We start from the raw sequence: 20,845 nt of genomic DNA, 5'->3' as shown, positions 1-20,845 counted from the left end.
TCTGAACAGCGATTTATTGAGCAATTTTCGCTCTAAATTTATTCAACTGTATATCTGGACTTGTTAAAAAGGCGAATATAGCGGATATGTGAGGAAATTCAAGCGTTAATAAAAAAGGGCCCTAAAAAAGGCCCTTTTTTAACTTAGCCAGCATCAATGATAAGAAGCTTGGCCTGTACAACTTTATCGTCTGCGCCTTGATTAGGCCCTGGAATTGTGAAGGTCACCACAAGGTTGCCTCGATCGGCACTATTGGCAGTTATTTCCTGTCCAACTTCAACTTCAACAAACTGTATACCAGTGTTTGTCCTTGCAATGATTTCTCCATCACCGCTTATAACCCTAGCTGTCCCATTCTCTGTTCCTACGTTAATGCGTGTCCCTTCTGGCAGCGTGTTACCAAATATATCTGAGTAGTAAAGCCTAACAACATGTGCAGCATTCACATTGGCATCCGTTTGATTAATTGACGAAACATCGCAATAGTCACTACTATCGTTCGCTACCAAGCCGCTTACACCATCGTGTGTTCCCTGACTACATGGCTGATTGTCAATTTGGTCTCTGCTAATGACAAAGCGGAACATTACTTCATCACTAGACATAACAATTTCAAATTGCTTTCTGATGTCTACAAGGTCTCGACTACAAATTTTTACACCTGGATTACTTGGGTCTTCGTCTTCAACGCACAGCAAGCCATTGTAGATACCATTGCCACTGTCCAACAATCCATTGTTGTTCGCATCTAAGAAGACTTCATTATGACCACCTGTACTCGTTCCAGGCTCACAATTATTATTGACATTACAATTCACACCGTCGTACTGGTTGTTTTCATTAAAATCAATAAAAGCTTCTGCTAAATCATCATTCAATGCGTAAAATTCACCACTATCAAACACGCCATTTCTATTATTAGCGCCAGGTTTATCATGGAAGTTTTCTTGGCCTTTCGCTGTCGCGAGTATCGATATACGCCCACCTCTGACCACATTTGCGGGGAATACGCCTACACAAGGCCCTGGTCTGCCCTCATAAGTACCACACACAGTTTCCAAATCGTTCTGCCACTTGGCATCATTGAGCGGGAAATCGCCTTGTTTACGCCACTGCACGGTACACTTGCCATCAACTGCCGTACAGGTATAGGTACTATTGCCACCAGTGCCATCGATACTACCAATAACACCTGCCTCAGCTTGAATGTTTGCGACTAAGCTGTCCGCTGTTAACTGATTGAACTGGTCGCCGAAAAATACCGTTATATTGGTTGTGACATCTACATAATTCAGTGCATTTAATACGGCAACATCTGGCGCTGCATCAAAACTGTCTTGATCCGGTACACCTGACGATAACACAATGCCTGAAGACACAGCATTAACGACTTTGTCAGCATCAATCAACACAAAATTACTTGGGTCGCTGGGACAAAAATCTAACGTAGTATCAGCAACACATTGGTCTATTTTAGATTGCCAACAAGTGGCAACTTGGCCGTCAGCCAAAGCGTTCAGCTCTTCATCGGGGATGTAACACGCTTCTACAACGATATCGCCAGGGACAACACCCGCGGTGACTGTCGTTTTAGCGATACCATCGTTATCCGTATTACCTTGGTAATTTGTTAACGACGCTCTACCCGTCAGATCTGCCAGCCTAAACTCAATATACTTTTGCTCCATCGGACGGTTGTCAGTATCAAACAAGGTAAACTGAACCGAGGATGTCGTATTGACTCCCCCTATTCCTGGTGGCAAACCAATAAACGCATTAAACCCTTCACTGTCTAAGTTAAATTGAATTGCCTGAACGGGGGCTTCTTTTATATAAAAATCATAGCTCGCAGAGTCACCTGACCCTATACTCGCTGTAATCGACTCAATACCCGCACAGCCACTGGTACGATAAGTTGAATTCGCAACCCCTTGCTTCGTCCTTACTGAAGCATCAATCGTTGCTAACGGAGGCGTGCCGCCTTCTGCAACACAAGTAGAAGTAAACTCAAGATCAACCTGTTGAGCGGTGTAAACGGTTGTTCTTGCCTCATCAGTATAAAGCGTTGCAGTCAAAATAAAGCTGTCCCCTGAGTTCAACTCTGGAAGACCACCAACGTTACCTGCATCTGGTGTCGCAGGTGTTGTTAAAGGCGAAACTAGACCGATATAAAGAGCACCAGTATTGACTTCAAAGTTCTTTGTATCCTCTTCATTACGATAAGACGCAGTGATAGTGCCTGCACCACCGCCATCGCCTGGTTGCAATGTGAGTAACGCGATACCAAAATTATCGGTCAGCACCTTACCAGAAGTAGGCAATGTTGCGCCTTTATCCGTAGTGACTGTGATGATCTCATTTCTAATACCAATGTCTGTATTAGTCGCGTTTGAAACTCTTATGTAGACATAAATGTTGCTATCTAGTGAAGATATACTCGTTACATCTTGACAATTGTTAGCGGTCGGGTCGAGCTGATTATTATTTCTGTCTTCATCGAAGTTTGGAGCACAGTTGGTCAACACCCGGATGTCAAAGTCGTAGATACCCGTCACGGCTTCTGCTACTCCAGCAGAGTGGAAGTTTCTAGTCGCAGATACATCTTGGTAGCTTGCAGTGACAAATCCAACACCTGAAGATTCACTTGTCGCTACGAGTTGAATGGTTGCTTCGCCATTTGCATCAGTTTCTGCGCGACCATTTGTTGGTAAAAGCGTGGCGACATTGAGCGAGTCCGTTTCGAACGTTACCAAACCGCCTACAATATTCTCACCATCTTCCGTCAGTTTTACTTTCACAATACCGTTTTTATTTTCACCAATTTTATTTGTTGGCCCGATATCAATCTCGTCAGAATCGCGAATACTTTGAATAGAAAGTTGAATACCACCGTCACCTGCGCTGTTAAAATTAAAAACTCGCTCTAGAGGTGTACCATCACTGAGCGTATAAGTAGCTTTAACTTGGCCAGCGCCATCCTTTGAGGTGGCTCTTAGAAGAATAGAGGCAACACCATTTGTATCAGTCAAAACAGAGCCAGAGCTTGGGGTCAGCACTCCGAAGTCATCGACTTCAAACGTAACCCTTTCACCAGGTAATGGAATATTATTGAGCGCAAGTGTTGCTTCGATTAAAAGCGGTGTCGCAGCTGAAAGCTCCATGCTTTCATCACCTGACCCGTCATTTTTCTTACCAACAACATTGAACTGATAACTTGAATTACCAAAGCTAGTATCACCGTTACTGTGGAAAGTCTTTCTTTCGCTAACTGTTTCATTAGTTTCGGTTCGGGTATAAGACGCAACGATTTCACCTACTCCATTTTCGGTGTTAGCTATGAGCTGCACCGTTGCTACGCCATTCGCTTGTGTCTCTGCTAAACCATTAGCTGGGATTGTGACAGCATTACTATACCTGTCATCTAATAATGCCGAAACGATTGCACCAGCTACTGGCACGCCATTATCACTCAGGCTGACTGAAATACGCCCAGTAGTGGTTTTATCTAGTGGGTTTTCTAGATTAATCGGATTGCCATTAGTGTCCGTAATTGTCACTGTCATTTGTAAACCGCCATCTCCCTTACTGGAGAAAGCAAAGCTACTTTGTACAATATCAGAGTCGTCCGGTGTAAAGGATGCCGTTACGAGACCGTCTTTGTTATCCCCCTGACTGCTAATGTTATTTTCTGTCAGTACGACAGTTGCAATGCCATTTTCATTTGTTTGTGCCAAGTTAGAACTCATTAGCGCTCTATCATTCACAGTAAAAGAGATTGACTGGTTTGGAATTGGATTTCCATTGAGTGTTGCTATCGCTTGAATAGTCAGGGGAGTAGCAAAAGACAGTGCATCGGCAAGAGCTGACTGTTGATCAATACCTCTCAGCTCAAGCTCGTATTTTTCAATACCAAAAAACTCATAGCCATCTGACACATAAGCGATGGAATTTGAGGTTTCCTCGTACTGAGCAACAATGGTTCCCGCCCCAGTTAGCTGGGTTGCATTCACTTTAAAGCTCGCTTGACCGCTGGCGTTTGTTACAATTTTACCGTTACTCGTAGTACTGAGCAGCTCATCAAAGGTGAATGTGATTATTTTATCCGTTATTGGTTGGGCATTGTCAGTGAGCGTTGCCATTACCGTAGCCGCAAATTGGCCTTTTAAAGGGTTTTGCGCATTAATGTCATTACCTTCGGCATCTTTCATAGACAAAGCAATCTGAATTCCACCATCACCAGCTGCGGCATATTCAATGCCTTTTGTGATTGTTTCATTATTTACGTCAAAAGAAGCTTGTATGGTGCCTGCTCCTTTATTCTCATTTGCAATAATACCAACAACTGCGATCCCTTGACTGTTGGTCAATGCTGACTCAGCGCCATTGAAGTCTGAAAACTCATCACCAATAAACTTAACCAACCTATCGGTCAAAGGTTGACCATCTTTGGTTACTTTGGCTTGAATCTGAATAGGGTTAGCGACACTTAATTCAGAAGAGCCGCTTTGAGAGTTGAGACTCAGAACCAGTTCATACTCTTCGGTATTACTGTCTCCGTCTCCGGATGAATCTCGTTCGATTGACCCCCCGCCGCCACAAGCGGTAAGAAGGAATATCATAAATATGGTGCTAAACCAACGCATTGAAAGCATCCGCAGTTCTCCCTCGCACAATTTAAAATTAGAGTTATTTTCACAATGTTAACCCAAAGCTTGGCAAAAAATCACAATTTTTTCGTAGTCTACAGCATTTTTTTTTGTTCATTTCGAACCATCCTGTTAGGCTATAACGATTTTAACAACAAGAAGTTTTAGGGCGTGTCCAAAACTATGACAGATAATAATAAATTTAGCCTGACTACTCGTATCATGATAGCCATGATCGCGGGTATTCTAGTGGGCCTAATGTTTCAATTCTCGCTAGGCGGAAAACCAGAGCTTTTAATTCAACTGGGTCTATTTGATTTACCGATTAGGGGCTTTTTCGTAGATGGCCTTTTCCACGTTGGTGGGCAAATCTTTATAGCTAGTTTGAAGATGCTTGTAGTACCGCTGGTGTTTATTTCACTGGTGTGTGGTACATGCAGCTTGAGTGACCCAAAAAAGCTAGGTCGTCTTGGCGGCAAATCCATTCTTCTATATTTAACAACAACCGCTGTCGCTATTACTGTTGCAATCTCTCTGGCGCTTCTAGTTAGCCCTGGTGCTGGTATTGATATGCCAACTACGTCGAGCTTTGACGCAAAAGAAGCACCGACTTTAGCTCAGGTTATCATTGGCATGTTCCCCACAAACCCGATAGATGCAATGGCTAGTGGAAACATGCTTCAAGTTATTGTTTTTGCTTTGCTGTTTGGTATCGCTATGGCACTAAGTGGTGACGCAGGGAAACGCATTGCAGCTGTTTTTGATGACTTGAATACAGTTATTTTGAAACTGGTTACACTGCTGATGAACCTCGCACCGTACGGTGTTTTCTGTTTAATGGCTAAACTATTCACAGACATTCAAATGGGGCTCATCCTCGAGCTAGGTAAATATTTCTTAGTCGTTGTCGCAGCGCTGTTCTTCCATGCGTTAGTGAACTACTCAATCCTATTAAAAGTGCTTACGGGGCTCAACCCAGTGACTTTCCTAGCTAAGATGAAAGATGCATGTATGTTCGCATTTAGTACTTCAAGCTCGAGTGCGACTATGCCTGTAACCCTAGAGACCGCAACAAAGAAACTCGGTGCAAACAACACTGTCGCTTCTTTTACAGTGCCGCTTGGTGCAACCATAAATATGGATGGCACAGCCATCATGCAAGGCGTAGCAACGGTATTTATTGCGCAAGTATTTGCTGTTGATTTAACACTTAGCGATTACTTAATGGTTATTCTAACCGCAACACTTGCCTCGGTTGGCACAGCGGGGGTTCCAGGTTTTGGTCTAATCATGTTAGCGATGGTACTGAATCAAGTAGGCCTCCCCGTTGAAGGCATTGCCATTATCATGGGTGTGGACAGATTACTAGACATGACCCGAACTGCAGTTAATGTAACGGGCGATTGTATGGTCACGTGTGTCGTAGCAAAATCAGAGAATGAATTAGATCACTCTGTATTCAATGACCCTGATGCCGCTAAAGAGCTTGAAGAAAATCTATCGACTTCAAAAGCTTCTTAACCTTACACTTTAGGGCAGCCATCGCTGCCCTAACCCTCTTCAATTATTTTTTCTCAATCCCGCATAAACTTTTTTGCTACATAAATATTTTACTTAAGATACAATCATGTGCACTTAAAGCAATTGGATTGTTAAGCATGACATCGAGCACAAAAAATGTAGCATTTATCGGTTTAGGTGTAATGGGCTTCCCTATGGCTGGGCACCTAGCTAACGCAGGTTACAATGTAACTGTTTATAATCGCACTTCTAGCAAATCAGCGTTATGGCTAGAATCTTACACTGGCAAGTCAGCAGAGACACCTGCAATAGCAGCAAAAGATGCAGATATTGTTTTCATTTGCGTGGGCAATGACGATGATTTACGCCAGGTATCTTCTGGTGAAGACGGCGTTTTAAAGACGATGAAGCCAGGTAGCACCCTCGTTGATCATACGACCGCTTCTGCAGATGTTGCAAGAGAGCTTTATGCACTCTGCGAGTCAAAACAAATTGGATTTGTAGATGCCCCAGTTTCTGGTGGAGAAGCGGGTGCGGTAAATGGACAGCTGACTATCATGTGTGGCGGCAATAAAGATGTTTACGGTACTGTCGAGCCTGTTATGGCAGCCTACGCAAGATTCTCAAAACTTTTAGGGGAAGTCGGTTCAGGCCAGATAGCAAAAATGATGAATCAAATTTGTATCGCAGGTGTCGTCCAAGGTTTAGCAGAGGCACTTCAATTTGGCCAAAATGCGGGAATCGATTGCGAGTCTGTAGTCGAGGTGATTTCAAAAGGTGCAGCTGGCAGCTGGCAAATGGAAAATCGACATAAAACGATGTTAGATGACCATTATGAGCATGGCTTTGCGGTAGATTGGATGCGCAAAGATCTTGCAATCGCTTTAGATGAAGCGAAGAAAAATGGTTCTACTCTTCCCTTGACAGCACTTGTTGACCAATTTTATGCTGATGTACAAAAAATGGGCGGAAATCGCTGGGATACATCTAGTCTATTAAAACGCCTTATATAGTTTAGTTTATACCCTCGGGTGTCCATTCAAGACACCCAACTGTTCTCAAAATTCTATCAATTCTACAACAATGTTTAAGTTTGATTAAATTTAAATCAACGCTGACATAAAATTGTCCTAAATGACTGCTATGCTTCAACAATGGAGGGATTTTTACCTCATTCGTTATGAGCCGAGACCTCAAATTGAATCCAAATGAACTATTTAAATAACACTCGTTTTACACACGGAGCCTTTCAATATGGATAATATTTACAGATACAGCGTTAAGTTACTTACTGGAGAAACACTCTCTCTTAAGTCACTGCAAGATAGACCTGTACTGATAGTCAATATTGCTAGCAAATGTAGCTTTACTCCTCAGTTAGCCGCACTAGAAAAAATGTACCGCAAATATAAGCACAGCGGTCTCGAGATCATCGCTTTTCCGTGTAACCAGTTTGGTAAAAATGAACCGTTAGAAAATGAAATGCTTCGAGAGTTTTATCAGTCTCATTTCAATATTAGTTTTAAGGTCTCCGAAAAAGTTTTGGTCAATGGACCGGATGCCCACCCTTTGTTTAATTATTTGAAATCACACACACGTGGCATTGCGCAAAATCGCGCCGTAAAATGGAACTATACTAAGTTTCTAATTGGTCGTAATGGTGAACTATTGTCACGTTATGCGCCGCGCACTAAGCCTGAATCTTTAAAGCAGATCATTGAGGGCCAGTTACATCATGAAAGTAGCACTATTCAGTTCGCAAAAGTATGAAAGACCATTCTTTAAAGAAGCGCTAAATAGCTATCCGCACGTAGAAATTTCGCATTTTGAACATGCATTAAGTTTGGACACTGTGTTTCTCGCTACAGGCTACGATGCAATATGTGTTTTCGTTAATGACGATGTAAATGCATGCGTCTTAGCAGAACTTGCCGAATTGAATGTCAAATATATTGCACTACGCTGCGCTGGCTATAACAATGTTGATGTCGAAGCGGCACATGCTCTCGGTATCAAGGTCGTGCGCGTTCCTGCTTATAGCCCAGAAGCAGTCGCAGAACACTGTATCGCACTTATATTAACGTTAGCGCGCAAAACCCATAAAGCGTACAATAGGGTAAGAGAAGAGAATTTCGATTTAAATGGGTTGTTGGGGTTTAATATTCATAACAAAACTGTCGGCGTAATTGGCTGTGGTAAAATAGGACAGTCTTTGGTTTCAATACTTAACGGGTTCGGTGCACATACCTTAGTGTTCGACCCAAATATTGGTGAGGGCTCTTACACCAAAGTATCTTTACAAATGCTTTTTGAGCAAAGTGACATCATTACCCTGCACTGCCCGTTAACTGAAAGCACACATCACTTATTAGATCATGCGGCTTTTGACCAAATGAAACAAGGTGTTATGGTTATCAACACGAGTCGTGGCGCTTTGATAGATACACAGGCTTGTATCAAAGCGCTGAAGTCTAAAAAGATTGGGTATTTAGGCCTCGATGTGTATGAGCAAGAGTCTGAGCTATTTTTTAAAGATAGAAGCGAAGACATCATACAAGACGATGACTTTATTCGTTTAAGCGGGTTTCCAAATGTCTTAATTACTGGTCACCAAGGTTTTTTCACAAAAGAAGCGCTTACTGAAATTGCCTCAACAACACTCGATAATTTAAATACGCTTGATAGCGGTAGTGACTCAGTAAATAACGTTTAATAGATTAAATTAAACACATAAAAAAGCGCAGCTATAAGCTGCGCTTTTTTCGTCGATTTTCACCTATTTGTTCAAGACCACATTTACGAATACAGCAGTCATTAACACTGGGCATACAAACTTAAGATACTGTGCAAACCAATATTGTTTACCACCCGTCGCTAAGAGTAATTGGTTGCCACGGCGCCACATCCAACCGACAGTGATAAAGTAAAACAACCCCATTAGCGGTAATTGATATCGGGTAAACACATTTATCACCAAGCCGAATAGCCATTCAAAGTTCAGTATAATTAAGCTCGAGCAGACGAGGATTACCAAAGTTACTACCCAAGTGGCTGATTTGCGTGCCAGGCCATGGTTTTCAACTAAGAACGACACTGGAATTTCTGTAGATGAAATTGTTGAGGTTAATGATGCAATAGACATTAGTACAAAAAAGGTCAATCCAACCCAAATACCAATCTCACCCATACTTGCAAATAGCTCAGGCAAAATAGCAAAAATCAATCTGCCCTCACCAACCAATTTACCATCTTGGAATACTTCAACCCCATTTTGCTGTGCAACAAATATAGCAGGGATAATCAATAAGCCAGCTAAAAACGCCACACCGGTATCCAGCATTGCAACACTAAATGTCAATTTAGGCAGGTTTTCATTCGGTTTGAGGTATGAGCCGTAAATCATCATACAGCCTACACCCAAGGAGAGTGAAAAGAACGCCTGCCCCATAGCAGCAATGATTAAATCTGGGTCCGTTATTTTACTAAAATCAGGGATCAAATATGCCTTAAATCCTTCACTAGCACCTTCGAGAGTTGCCATGTACGCAATTAAACACATTAAAAGTAACAGCAATACTGGCATTAATCGACGCGACCAAATCTCGATGCCAGATTTAACGCCTTTTAAGATAATCGCAGCAGTGAGGAGCAACATGAGTGGCGTAAATACGAAGTTACGTGTCATCGAATCACCAGTTAAAAACTGGCTTGCCGATTCCAATCCAATAAAGGTCGTTATAGGCTCAATTGAGTGAGCTAACATCCAACCAGCAACGATAGAGTAAAAGCTAAGCATTACAATCGCACCAGCGAGGCCCAAATAACCAGCCCCTGCACCTACTCTGGGGTTCTTCTCTTGCCACGCCATTTTCAGCGCTTTAACAGGGTTAGCCTGAGCTTGGTGGCCGAGATATAACTCAGTATACAAAGCGGGTAATGCGAGTAAAAAGATGACGATAAAATATGCAAGCAAAAATGCACCACCACCATGGTTGGCGGCTTGAGTGGGAAAACCCCAAATATTTCCTAATCCTACAGCGGCGCCCGCTGCAGCAAGAACAAAACCAAGTCGGCTTTGAAAACCATCACGTACCTGAGCCATAATTTAACGCTAATATAATTATTGTTTTAGGTCCGCGATTATACCCTGTTGAACGAAAATTGCGAGTAGGTAGGTTCCGATTTAAGAACCTTCCAATTATTTTATTCAAAAATAATCAATAATCAATAATCAAAAGCTAGAGCCCGGTTCCTGCAAAAACTCTATCTCTTCATCTGTTGATATTCTCCCTAAAATCTCGTTTCTATGAGGGTATCGACCAAATCGGTCAATTATCTTTTTATGTGCGATTTCAAATTCATAGTTTGGAAGATCACGAAATAGCTTTTCTGCTTGCTGATGAATATGACGGCTTTCACTGTGCATAAAAGGCATATATAAGAAGCTCACTTCGGTATCGTTGAGCGCTTTATCGTAACCTTTTTCAATCGCATGCTGTGCTAAACATAGTGCTAGAGTATCACTCGCAAAAGCACGTGGCGTATCGCGAAACATATTCCGAGAAAATTGATCTAAAACGATGATTTCACATAATGCACCTAATGGATTCTGACGCCAAGAAGCCAATTCACCATTAAGCGCTTTTGCATGTAGCGTTGCAAACTCTTGCGTCACTTTTTGGTCAAACACGGTCGACTTTTGCCACCAGTCACTTTCAGAACAGGTAACAAACCAAAATTCATATACTTGCTGATACTGCATTGCCTACGTCCTTACTCACATTGGTCTCATTTCTAGATTGCCACCAGACCAGATTTATTGCAACTTTATCACTAATTTTTGTTATAAATTTATGTATAAACGCTACCAAAGAAGAGTCGGCTAAGCACTTACGCATTGCGCTCAGCCCGATGAAGAGGTGAATTATATTATGCAGCTTCCAAAAGCTTTTGGTGAATAGATTGCACGACCAAATCCGATTTATTTTGTTCAACCAAAAAACACAAGTTATGACGGCTTGCACCGTGACATATTAATCGGATATCAAACTCAGAGAGTACGTCAACGAGGCAATTTTCACCACCTTGCAGTTGGATCTCAGAGCCAATCATTGCCACCAGTGTCAAATTATTTTCCACAGTTACATGGCAAAAGGCCCCCAATTCATCAAGGCATGCCTGATCTAACTCTGGTCGCGTTGCATTTGGCGCGTTATCTAATGTCAAAGCCACGCTAATTTCAGATGTAGTAACCAGATCAACGGAAATATTATAATTACTCAAGATAGTAAATATTTTCGCCAAAAACCCGCTTGCCAGAAGCATTTCCGGGCTTTTCAAGGTCAACAGGATTTGATTCTTACGTTGCGTTACGGCTCTTATCCCTGATTGAGATTGGGTTTCCTTTTCAATCCAAGTGCCACCTTGCTCGGGCGCTTTGCTAGAGCCAACAAACACTGAAATACCTTTTCGGCTTGCAGGTAGAATTGTCGCTGGGTGCAACACCTTCGCACCAAATGTTGCCATCTCAGCGGCCTCGTCAAAGCTCAATCTCGGAATTGGTCTTGCCTTGTTGCAAAGCCTAGGATCGGTGCTAAATATACCAACCACATCAGTCCAGATATGTACGCTTTTTGCACCTATCGCTTCCGCAATCAGCGCCGCACTGTAATCAGAACCGCCACGCCCTAAAGTGGTCGTTTGCCCGTATTTATCACTGCCTATAAAGCCCTGTGTAACGACAACCTGATGTCCTAATAGTGGTATTAGCAAATCAGCAGCAGCTTGCTCTGTCGCTTCGATATCTGGTGTTGCTTTTGAAAAGTTACTGTCTGTTTTTAAGACGTCTCTAATATCAAAACGCTGTGTACTGACACCTAGGTCACGCAACACCTGAGAAAAAATATACGACGAGAAACGTTCACCAAAGCTCAAAACTTCATCACATTGCTGTTGATCTAATGCAGGTAACTGAGCCAATTGTTTAAACTGCTCAGCGGTGGCGTCAAACCCTTCTCGAAGATCACTATCAAGTGTTAAATGCGCCAAAATATTGCTCTGGATTTTCATAACAGATTCAACCAGTTCAAGTCTTTGTGCTTCGTTTGATTTTTGTTGTACAAGCGTGACCAGATGATTCGTGACACCTGCACTTGCACTTACGACAACAACTCTAACACTTGGATCATCATTGATTATTTGGGCACAACGATGCATGGCTGTAAAGTCGGCCACACTCGTACCACCAAACTTTGCAACAACATACTGGGAATTCATTTTCTCTCCTTCGATAGTCAATAGGACTACCCTTAAACATAAGGAGAACTAACATGGCAAGAGGAAGAAATGACTTATTGTAAGACCACTGCCAGAAGCTCTCCACCAAAAACGGTGACAGTTCAGAGGATTCAACCTCTAAAACCGAAAAATCATCGCCACGACCAATGACTTTCCTCGGCGAATACTTCCCTCACTTGTTGTCAACGGATGTCGTGTCCTCGAACAAGCTACCTAAGCATCGCACCTCTTCTGTTTATTTTGCGTGTTTTAATATGAACATTAGCAAAATAAAAGCCTGCTACGGTGAGCAGGCTTTTAAAAACTATCTTTTAGACGTCTAGGTGTCAAGTACTTTTGTACCTAAACATAAAAACTTTTAAATCAACTGACCCATATAAAATGACCCACCATATCCAATTGTGTACGCAATCAACAAATAGAGCGCCATTTTCAGGTAGCTCATAAATGTTAGGGCTTTCACTTTACTCATTGCGATAATACCCGCTGCTGAGCCAATTATGAGCATTGAACCACCAACGCCAGTGGCATAAGTGAACGTAAGCCACTGCTGCGGTGTCATTTCGATTTGTGCTTTCAACAAGGCAGCCGTTAGAGGCACATTGTCAACTGCCGCACTCAGTAAACCCACTAAATAGTTTGCATATTCAGGCGCCAAGTATTGATACAATTCGGTGAACATGCTTAATACACCCACCTCTTTCAATGCACCAACTAACAGTAATACCCCGACAAAGAATAACAAGGTGTCATACTCTATCTCTCTGATGTAATCGATGATTTTCTTGTTTACGTCTTTTTTGCGCATTAAGAACTGCGCCACCAAAAACATGAACGAAAGCCCAAATAGAAAAGTCAGCATAGGTGGCACTTGATATTCGACACTCAAAAACAGCGTAGCAAGCACTGTGGACATGAATATAACCGCAATAGTGATATCAGTTTTCTCTATGCGACGCACTTCCTGCCTCGCAAAATGTAATTGTTCATTCATACCGATTGATAGCATCGCCGCAAGGGCAAATACACTGACCATAGCAGGTACAACCAAAAGCAGTAAATTTGGGATCGTTACTTTACCCGCGAGGAAAATCATCAAGGTTGTAACATCACCCGTAATAAGAGAAACCCCACCAGAATTTACGCTAAAAATGATAAGTGTGGCATACTTAACAAGCTTCTTTGTATCTAACTTCAAAGACATCACAACCGCTAACGAGATAAGTGTCGCGGTAATGTTGTCAGAAATAGAAGAAAAAACAAATGCAAAAGCGCCAACTAAAAACATCAGTTTTCGTTCACTTATTTGTTCGGGCATGATCCTATGCACTATGTTTTGAATAAATCCTTTTGAGTTCAAATACGCGACGAAGGTCATAGCTGCCATCAAAAATAACCACAATGTGGCTATTTCTAGAATGTTATGATCTAGCTGATGTTGTATAGTTTCTGTGCTTTCGCCATGAATTGGAGATATAAAAGCGATAATCCAACATAAAGTGCCAAAAAAAAGGGTCGTTTTGGCCTTGTTTACATGGATAATATCCTCTATAACGATAAGCACAAAAGCTAACGCTATTAGGGTTAGGATTATGGAAGTGACCATACGCGTAAACAACCTGTAATAAAATGTAATTTTTGTAAAGGGTGATGTAAATCGGCGCGGAGTCTAACACTATGAGCGAGTGACTGCTATCAGTAATTACACTTTATGACAAAATTGTGATAGCAGCCTGTCACAAAAATGATACAAACTGGAAAGTTATGATCCCAGCTAAAAAAGTACTGAGTACGCTAAATGAGCACTGGAGCGTTTTAGAGCTGTTATTTAAACGCTTTAAAATGGCTGATTTCAGTATAAAAGATGTACAAAACATCATAAAACTTAAGAACCCTAACTGGTCAAGTGAGCGAGTTTTTAGAGAAACAAATAGACTGTTAAATCAGGAAATAATCATCCCCTTGGCAAAGTCATCACAGCTCGAAATCAATCGCGCTGTAGCTGATTTCGCTAGCTTTTTGTTGCAAGAAGAGCATTTAGGTTTAGCCGAAGAAATCACAGTATTAGTTAAAGATTTGCAACGATTGGGAGAACGCTTAACAGAAGCTGGTAATGAAGGCGACCACAGTGAACTGAGAAGATTCAGTAGAATCATGGATGAGCGAGTCAGAAAAATTGTAAAGCTTTATCAACACAATGAGAGTGCGATTTTGAACCTTGTTGAGCAAGCTAAGTCTGATCACAGCAACTTATCACTCAAACGTCGCTATCAAGCAGTCATTGAGGCATTCGATGAATACATTGAACCTATGCTTGAAATGGTCGATATACACGGCCCTTTTCATGCTTGTTTTAGTAAAATTGAAAGCGCGATTAGTGAGCAAATTGACCAAATTGAACAGCTTGGCCGTGGTGCACAAGATAAACGCATGTTGGAGCAGCTGAGAACTCGTATTCTCGATATGCACTTAGTAGGCCGCGAGAGCTTAGGTAAAAGCGCTGATATGCTCATGCCACTGCGTGAAGAATTAAGGCGTAACACGTTAATTACCAGACAAGCAGCGAAGGCGTTGGGCCTAATCCGTAAAAACGGTGTAGATCGCATGCTGAGCCCTGTTCAGCCTGAGTTTGTCTCTGATATTCAACGCTTTAATTTGGGGCAAAAGCGACATATGGTCGCTTATATGGCAAGTTTGGCGGAGTTTGAGCATGAGGAATACCAACTGCCTGATCACCAAGATGTACCAGCCTATCAAAGTCCAAATATTCCTGATTATAGCGATGTCAGAAAGTCGTTTACCTCAAGCGGCACTAAGCGAACTGCCCTACTCGGGTTTTTAAGTGATACATATCCGAATTTAGAGGCAGATGAGATGCTATTTCTTTATCAGAAGCTCATTAGTGACCCCGAGTTAAAAGTCGCTCAGTCTGATTCACAAGAAACAATGCAACTGGCCAACGCAAAAATTAAACTTTATCCGTTTAGCGCATCAGGCAATACAGCAGACAACGCTGAACAAACTAAAGAATAAGTACAAAATACATGACGAATATTAACCTTAACGAACTTACACAGCTGCAAGCAATTAATAAAAAGCTCGCCAGCGGTTATCACATAAGTGAACAAGATACGACCCTTTGGCAAGAGCTCGATCAGCATATTGATTCATATCAGGCCTTATTTGCGGCGTTGGGGCATGACCTACAACATGATGGACGAGGATTTTACTATCTGGCAAGTGACGAGAGCACGCCCAACATGGGCAAAATCAGCCGTGCGATTGCGCTTACTGTGTTTATCCTAATTGAATATTATGCGAACCAAGGCAAAGACCCTCTTAGAGCGCTGTTTGATGAGCACCTTGACTTAGAGCTAATGCAAACGCTCATACAATTAAATAAGCATCTATTTGATCAGCTTGAGATATTTTCAGGGTCAGATCTACGTAAAGATGTCTTTTTACGTATGTTGCGATTAGGTCTTTGTAAAGAAACCGAGCAGGGTTTCTTACTACTTGCCCCTATCTACCGATACATTGACGCTTTGATGGAAGTAAATGAAGATAATTTTGATGCGCTAGAGGAAGAAGTATGAGCGAATTGTATGGTTTAAGTAAGCTGGCACTTTTAAACACCGCTGGTTATGCAAAGTGCGTCATTCCACTCGATAAAAGTGCGTCAATCTGTGCGCCAAATAATACCGGCAAAAGTTCGGTTATCAATGCATTACAGTTTCCTTTAGTAAATGACTTACGTCTTACTGAGTGGGATGGCCATGATTTAGAGGAAACGCGAAAGTTTTATTTCTCTAGCGACCAATCTTATATTTTATTAGAAGCTAACCTACCACATGGTGATGTCGTTATCGGTGTGGCTGGCCTGGGTAAAATTGCGGGCTATGCGCATCAGTTTTTCTGCTATAACGGAAAGCTCAATTTAGATGACTTTACCGAAGGGAAAAGCATCATTAAATACACCAAGCTGTTTAATCATCTCGACAGCAAAGGGTATAAAGCCATTGAACTCAAGGCCGCAGAACTTAATGCCTTGCTTACCGGTGGTGCAACGCCGTATGACGGCGACATTAATTTAAAAATGATCCCGCTCAATAACGTACAAGACGCGGCCATTTATAAAGAAATATTTAGACGTATTTTGAACTTACACAAGCTAGGAGCTCACGACGTCAAGCGCTTTATGCTGCGCGTATTTGAACGTCATATGTCTAATTCGAAAGTGGATTTTTACGAAGTTTGGCGACGTGCATTTGACAAAGTTAACCGTTCAAAGCGCGAGCTAAGTGCGCTTGAATCAATGCAAGAGCCTATTGGGGCGCTTGAACAAATGATTGAGAGCGAAGCAACAATCAAAGGTAAATTAGCCGCTTACGCACCAAAGATTGATCAGGCAATCATCGCATTCGATGAGTATCAGACTTCACAGATTGATGAACTCAATGAACAATTAGAAAACATTGAGCAAGAAAAGCGCGAGTTTGAACAAAAACAGCAGCTGTTTGTTCAACAATCTCGAGATATCGAGCGAAAACAAACCCAAATTGAGCAATGGTTTACTGACTATAGTGCCCTTAAATCTGAGTTTGAACTGACCAATCATGCTACGCTCAAAACAAACCTCACTCTTCTCAAAAAAGAGTATGAGCAACTGTCATTTTCGATAAATAGCGCGCAAGGCCAAAGCCTGCACACGCTTGATTACCGTATTGGTGAAACACAAAAGCAAATTAAGAGCTTAAAGCTTCAACTTAAGAATCTCGAGTTTAATTTGTTTACGCGTATGCGTGAAGATTTATCACTCAAAGAAGTCGAAGAGATCTCTCGGATCCTTAACCCTGATCTATTATCGTTTGCGACGACGTCTCAAGGTGAAGTTAACATACACGATGAAGATACGTTCGCCGATTTTCTATCTGCACTGTCATCAGCGGTAAAAGGTGGCGAACTTCAGCTACCTGGCGCGACTATAAAACTTAAAAAGCTAGCGCCAGTGCAAATGCAAAGTGGCGAAAATAAGTCACAATTACAAGCACAATTAGATGCATTGCAACGCTCCCTTGGCGAGTTAAAGCAGCAGCGCGACGTTGCAGCCAATGTCGCAGACAAGCAACAAGAGCGAGATAATCTGTATCAAGAGCTTATGGCAACAGAAGATGCCTTAAAACGATTTGAGCAGTTCCAAACTATGCAACAGTCTGTCGATGCACAAACGGCACTTAAAGACCAATTAGGTGCAGAACGTGAGCAGGTAGATGATTACTTACAGGATGTTCAAAGAAATGCAGGATCGATTTCTGATCGCCGCTCGATCATAAAGAGTAAACAAGATCTCATCGTACGACAAAGTGACAGACTAAAGCAGGTCAAATCAGAGCGTATTGACCACACTCTCGCAATTTACGAAGGAAAACAGACCCCCTATCCTATCGATGTGACCATTGATTTTGATAACTTGTCTGAAATTGTTCATCAGTTTAACAAAGAATGCCAAGAACTGAGAAACTTGGACGTTAATGTACGCAACACATACTTGCACATATACAATGCGGGCATTACTAAGTTTGACAACGAAACAGATGAATCAACCAAATACGCCAAACTCATCAGCGCGTATCACAACATAGATAATGAGAGAGATGCCGTTGAGCGCCAAGCTCGTGTGGCGTTAACGGAAGTTGCAGCAACGATTAAAGGGCTGCGCGAAGACTTAGACCGGTTACGCCGCGAAATGAACAGTTTCAACCGCGGGATCAGCCAACACCGTATCTCTAACTTAAAAGCCTTCAAGATTAACGTTATTCCACGAAAGATGTTAGTTGAAAGTATAGATACTATCATCAGTACATCTGAGCAGTATGAGCAAGGTGAAAGTTTCGATCTATTAAGTGACGCGCCGGCAGATGAGAAAGCAGTTAACGAAGCCAAAGATCATATTATTAAGCTCGCTAGTGAAAAGGCCGGTCTCACACTGACTGATTTGTTTGACATACGTTTTGAAGTTGTGAATCGCGCCGGAGAAACTGAGCACTTCGATAAAATTGACTCAGCGGGTTCTAATGGTACGCGTATTACGATCAAACTATTGTGTGGCATGCTATTCATTAGGTACTTGCTTTCTGATCAAGAGCAGGCGCTTTACCGTATACCAATTTATATCGATGAAGCCGCAGACATTGACCCTCAGAACCAAAAAGCGATAATTGAAACTGCACTGAGCTTTGGATTCGTTCCAATCTTTGCGTCGGTTAAGCCGCAGATCAGCTGCGACTATTTAGTGCCGATACGCAGTGTTAATCAAGGTAGCCAGAACTGGGTGGACGAAAAAGATTGGATTGAAGTGGAACATTCATAATAAATTCTGGTCTTAAAGTTAGGGTCTTTTTTGCTAAATTAGTGATTACACTTAATAAAATTGGCCCCAATTTGTTTAAAAAGGCGTTACGCCTTAGTTAAGGAGTAAAAAATGACTCGCAACTTGCTTGTAGCTTTGAGTTTATTTGTATTAACCGCATGCACTAACACGCCCGATTGGGATTACGATAAATCTGTTAAATTCGCAAATTATAAGACGTTTGCTTGGTCCCCTGATACTGATTTTGACAAAGGTGCCGAGAATTATCAGATCAGCGAATTAATGGAAAAACGTGTTCGCAACGCAATTCAGTCTGAAATGAACCAACATGGTTTTAAGTTAGTTGATGCACCACAAGCTGATATAATGGTTAATTTTCATGCATCTGTTGACACAAAACTAGATGTTGATACTTTCAATACAAGCTACACTGCTAGATGGAATTACTGGGGCGTAGGCTGGCATACTCAAACGCAAGCAAGAGAATATGAAGTGGGTACTTTAGTCATTGATATTGTCGACCGCGCTTCAAATCAGCTAGTTTGGCGTGGTGCGAAAGAAGGCCGGTTGAGAAAGAATCAGTCACCAGAGAAGCGAACCGAGTCAGTTAATAAAACAGTCAAAGACATTTTGGCTAACTTCCCTCCTAAGCCACAGCACTAGGCGCTAATAAGTTTAAGAAAGGCAGCAGTAGCTGCCTTTTTTGCATTTGCTTGACGTAATTTTTAGTACGGGGTTGCAAGGCCTCTACAATTAGGTAGAATTCTGCCGTTTATTGTCCTTGTAGAGCATATACATTGATCGAGCAACTTCGTAAAGATTTCCCATTGCTGCACACGCACATCGAAGAGCAACCCATTTGCTACTTTGATTCAGCTGCAACGACACAAAAACCGCAAAGTGTAATAGACGCGGTGAATAAATTTTATCAGCAAGAAAATGCGAATGTACACCGTGGTGCGCATACCCTCAGCGCCGCTGCAACAACACAATATGAAGCTGTTCGAACAAAGCTCGCAGACTTTTTAAATGTTACATCGAAAGAAATCGTCTGGACGAAAGGAGCGACTGACTCCCTCAATCTGATAGCCGCAGGGTTATCAGAAAAGTTATCTCACGACGATGTCATTCTAATATCACCTTTGGAGCACCACGCCAATATTGTACCTTGGCAGCAAATCGCCCAGAAAACGGGTGCCAAATTGGAGGTATTACCAGCGGATCAACAAGGCGTGCTGGATCTAGAAGCTGCAAAACAGCTCATTAATACACTGAAGCCAAAAATACTCAGTGTTTGTCATGCGTCCAACGCGCTTGGAAATATTCACGATGTCGCGGCATTAATTACCACAGCAAAGCCATACAACACCATCACGATAGTGGATGGTGCGCAATCGCTCTTACATCTGAGGCCGGATTTAAGTGCGATGGGCTGCGACTTTTTCGTATTTTCTGCGCATAAAGCGCTCGGTCCGACTGGCTTAGGCGGCCTGTTTGGACGATATGAACTACTCAATGATATGCCTGTTTATCAAACTGGTGGAGAGATGATCGAACGTGTCAGCTTTTCTGGCACAACATTTAGAGACGCGCCAGGCAAATTTGAACCTGGCACACCAAATATTAGCGGTGTCATTGGTTTTGGCGCAGCGCTTGATTACCTAAATAGTGTCGATGCAGCGGCACTCAGTAAATACGAACAGGGCCTATATCACTACTTATTGAGTGCTCTGAAAGCAATTGATGGTATTAAAGTCTGGGGAGACACAGAGCACAATATCGGTGTTGTCAGTTTTACATACAAAGACGAGCATCACTTCGACATAGCAACATTTTTAAATACATATGGTGTTGCGGTCAGAAGCGGTCATCATTGTACGCAACCTTTAATGGAACACTTGTCATTGTCGGGCACAGTCCGAGTGAGTTTGGCTTTTTACAATTCGTATAATGACGTCGATACATTTATCGATGCCTTGAAAGATACTATTGATATGTTGGAAGAATAACT

The 20,845-nt window shown here is 42.1% G+C and carries 14 protein-coding genes and 1 riboswitch; of the genes, 9 read left to right on the top strand and 5 right to left on the bottom strand.

The features are described 5' to 3' along the window. Positions 1-143: 143 nt before the first annotated feature. The gene (locus A7985_RS03360; RefSeq protein WP_141685255.1) at positions 144-4,643 is read right to left on the bottom strand and encodes a hypothetical protein; all 4,500 of its coding nucleotides are present in this window, start codon (positions 4,641-4,643) and stop codon (positions 144-146) included. Positions 4,644-4,829: 186 nt separating this feature from the next. Between A7985_RS03360 and A7985_RS03355 the strand changes: the two genes are divergently transcribed. The 4 genes from A7985_RS03355 (at position 4,830) to A7985_RS03340 (ending at position 8,880) form a co-directional block, all read left to right on the top strand. After that, positions 4,830-6,167 carry a dicarboxylate/amino acid:cation symporter gene (locus A7985_RS03355; RefSeq protein WP_065789000.1) on the top strand — a complete coding sequence of 446 codons (1,338 nt, stop codon included), beginning with the start codon at positions 4,830-4,832 and terminating at the stop codon, positions 6,165-6,167. A 137-nt stretch (positions 6,168-6,304) separates the two neighbouring features. Beyond that, complete coding sequence (locus A7985_RS03350; RefSeq protein ID WP_065788999.1) at positions 6,305-7,180, top strand: NAD(P)-dependent oxidoreductase; 876 nt, start codon at positions 6,305-6,307, stop codon at positions 7,178-7,180. A 241-nt stretch (positions 7,181-7,421) separates the two neighbouring features. Next, positions 7,422-7,937, top strand: a complete 516-nt coding sequence (locus A7985_RS03345; protein WP_065788998.1) for a glutathione peroxidase — start codon at positions 7,422-7,424, stop codon at positions 7,935-7,937. Then, on the top strand, positions 7,903-8,880 hold the full coding sequence (locus A7985_RS03340) for a 2-hydroxyacid dehydrogenase (protein ID WP_065788997.1): 978 nt from the start codon (positions 7,903-7,905) through the stop codon (positions 8,878-8,880). The genes A7985_RS03345 and A7985_RS03340 overlap by 35 nt, the downstream gene beginning before the upstream one ends. A gap of 63 nt (positions 8,881-8,943) precedes the next feature. Here A7985_RS03340 and A7985_RS03335 read toward each other — a convergent pair whose 3' ends face one another. The 4 genes from A7985_RS03335 to nhaD all read right to left on the bottom strand — a co-directional run bounded on the left by A7985_RS03335 (position 8,944) and on the right by nhaD (position 14,070). Continuing rightward, positions 8,944-10,269: a sodium-dependent transporter gene (locus A7985_RS03335; RefSeq protein ID WP_065788996.1), complete on the bottom strand. Its 1,326-nt coding sequence runs from the start codon at positions 10,267-10,269 to the stop codon at positions 8,944-8,946. A gap of 129 nt (positions 10,270-10,398) precedes the next feature. Beyond that, the gene (locus A7985_RS03330; RefSeq protein WP_065788995.1) at positions 10,399-10,929 is read right to left on the bottom strand and encodes a DUF924 family protein; all 531 of its coding nucleotides are present in this window, start codon (positions 10,927-10,929) and stop codon (positions 10,399-10,401) included. Positions 10,930-11,096: 167 nt separating this feature from the next. Further along, on the bottom strand, positions 11,097-12,443 hold the full coding sequence (gene lysC, locus A7985_RS03325; RefSeq protein ID WP_065788994.1) for a lysine-sensitive aspartokinase 3: 1,347 nt from the start codon (positions 12,441-12,443) through the stop codon (positions 11,097-11,099). Between the two features lie 87 nt (positions 12,444-12,530). Continuing rightward, positions 12,531-12,703, bottom strand: a riboswitch (Lysine riboswitch). Positions 12,704-12,822: 119 nt separating this feature from the next. Beyond that, positions 12,823-14,070 (bottom strand): sodium:proton antiporter NhaD, encoded by a 1,248-nt coding sequence (gene nhaD / locus A7985_RS03320; RefSeq protein ID WP_063876540.1) that lies wholly within the window; start codon positions 14,068-14,070, stop codon positions 12,823-12,825. 158 nt (positions 14,071-14,228) lie between these two features. Between nhaD and A7985_RS03315 the strand changes: the two genes are divergently transcribed. From A7985_RS03315 to A7985_RS03295, 5 genes are all read left to right on the top strand, one after another. Then, complete coding sequence (locus A7985_RS03315) at positions 14,229-15,497, top strand: hypothetical protein (RefSeq protein ID WP_065788993.1); 1,269 nt, start codon at positions 14,229-14,231, stop codon at positions 15,495-15,497. 11 nt (positions 15,498-15,508) lie between these two features. Further along, positions 15,509-16,060 carry a condensin complex protein MksE gene (locus A7985_RS03310; RefSeq protein WP_065788992.1) on the top strand — a complete coding sequence of 184 codons (552 nt, stop codon included), beginning with the start codon at positions 15,509-15,511 and terminating at the stop codon, positions 16,058-16,060. After that, on the top strand, positions 16,057-18,834 hold the full coding sequence (locus A7985_RS03305; protein WP_065788991.1) for an ATPase: 2,778 nt from the start codon (positions 16,057-16,059) through the stop codon (positions 18,832-18,834). Before A7985_RS03310 ends, A7985_RS03305 begins: the two co-directional genes overlap by 4 nt. A 111-nt stretch (positions 18,835-18,945) precedes the next feature. Next, positions 18,946-19,497, top strand: coding sequence for a DUF4136 domain-containing protein (locus A7985_RS03300; RefSeq protein WP_065788990.1), 552 nt, complete (start codon positions 18,946-18,948; stop codon positions 19,495-19,497). Positions 19,498-19,631: 134 nt separating this feature from the next. Further along, positions 19,632-20,843, top strand: a complete 1,212-nt coding sequence (locus A7985_RS03295) for an aminotransferase class V-fold PLP-dependent enzyme (RefSeq protein WP_065788989.1) — start codon at positions 19,632-19,634, stop codon at positions 20,841-20,843. The last annotated feature ends 2 nt before the right edge of the window (positions 20,844-20,845 follow it).

Source organism: Pseudoalteromonas luteoviolacea (assembly GCF_001696455.1).
In the GTDB taxonomy this organism is placed as follows: Bacteria; Pseudomonadota; Gammaproteobacteria; order Enterobacterales; family Alteromonadaceae; genus Pseudoalteromonas; species Pseudoalteromonas luteoviolacea_C.
Note: the sequence above shows the minus strand (reverse complement) of the source record. Positions and strands in the feature narration are given on the sequence as shown.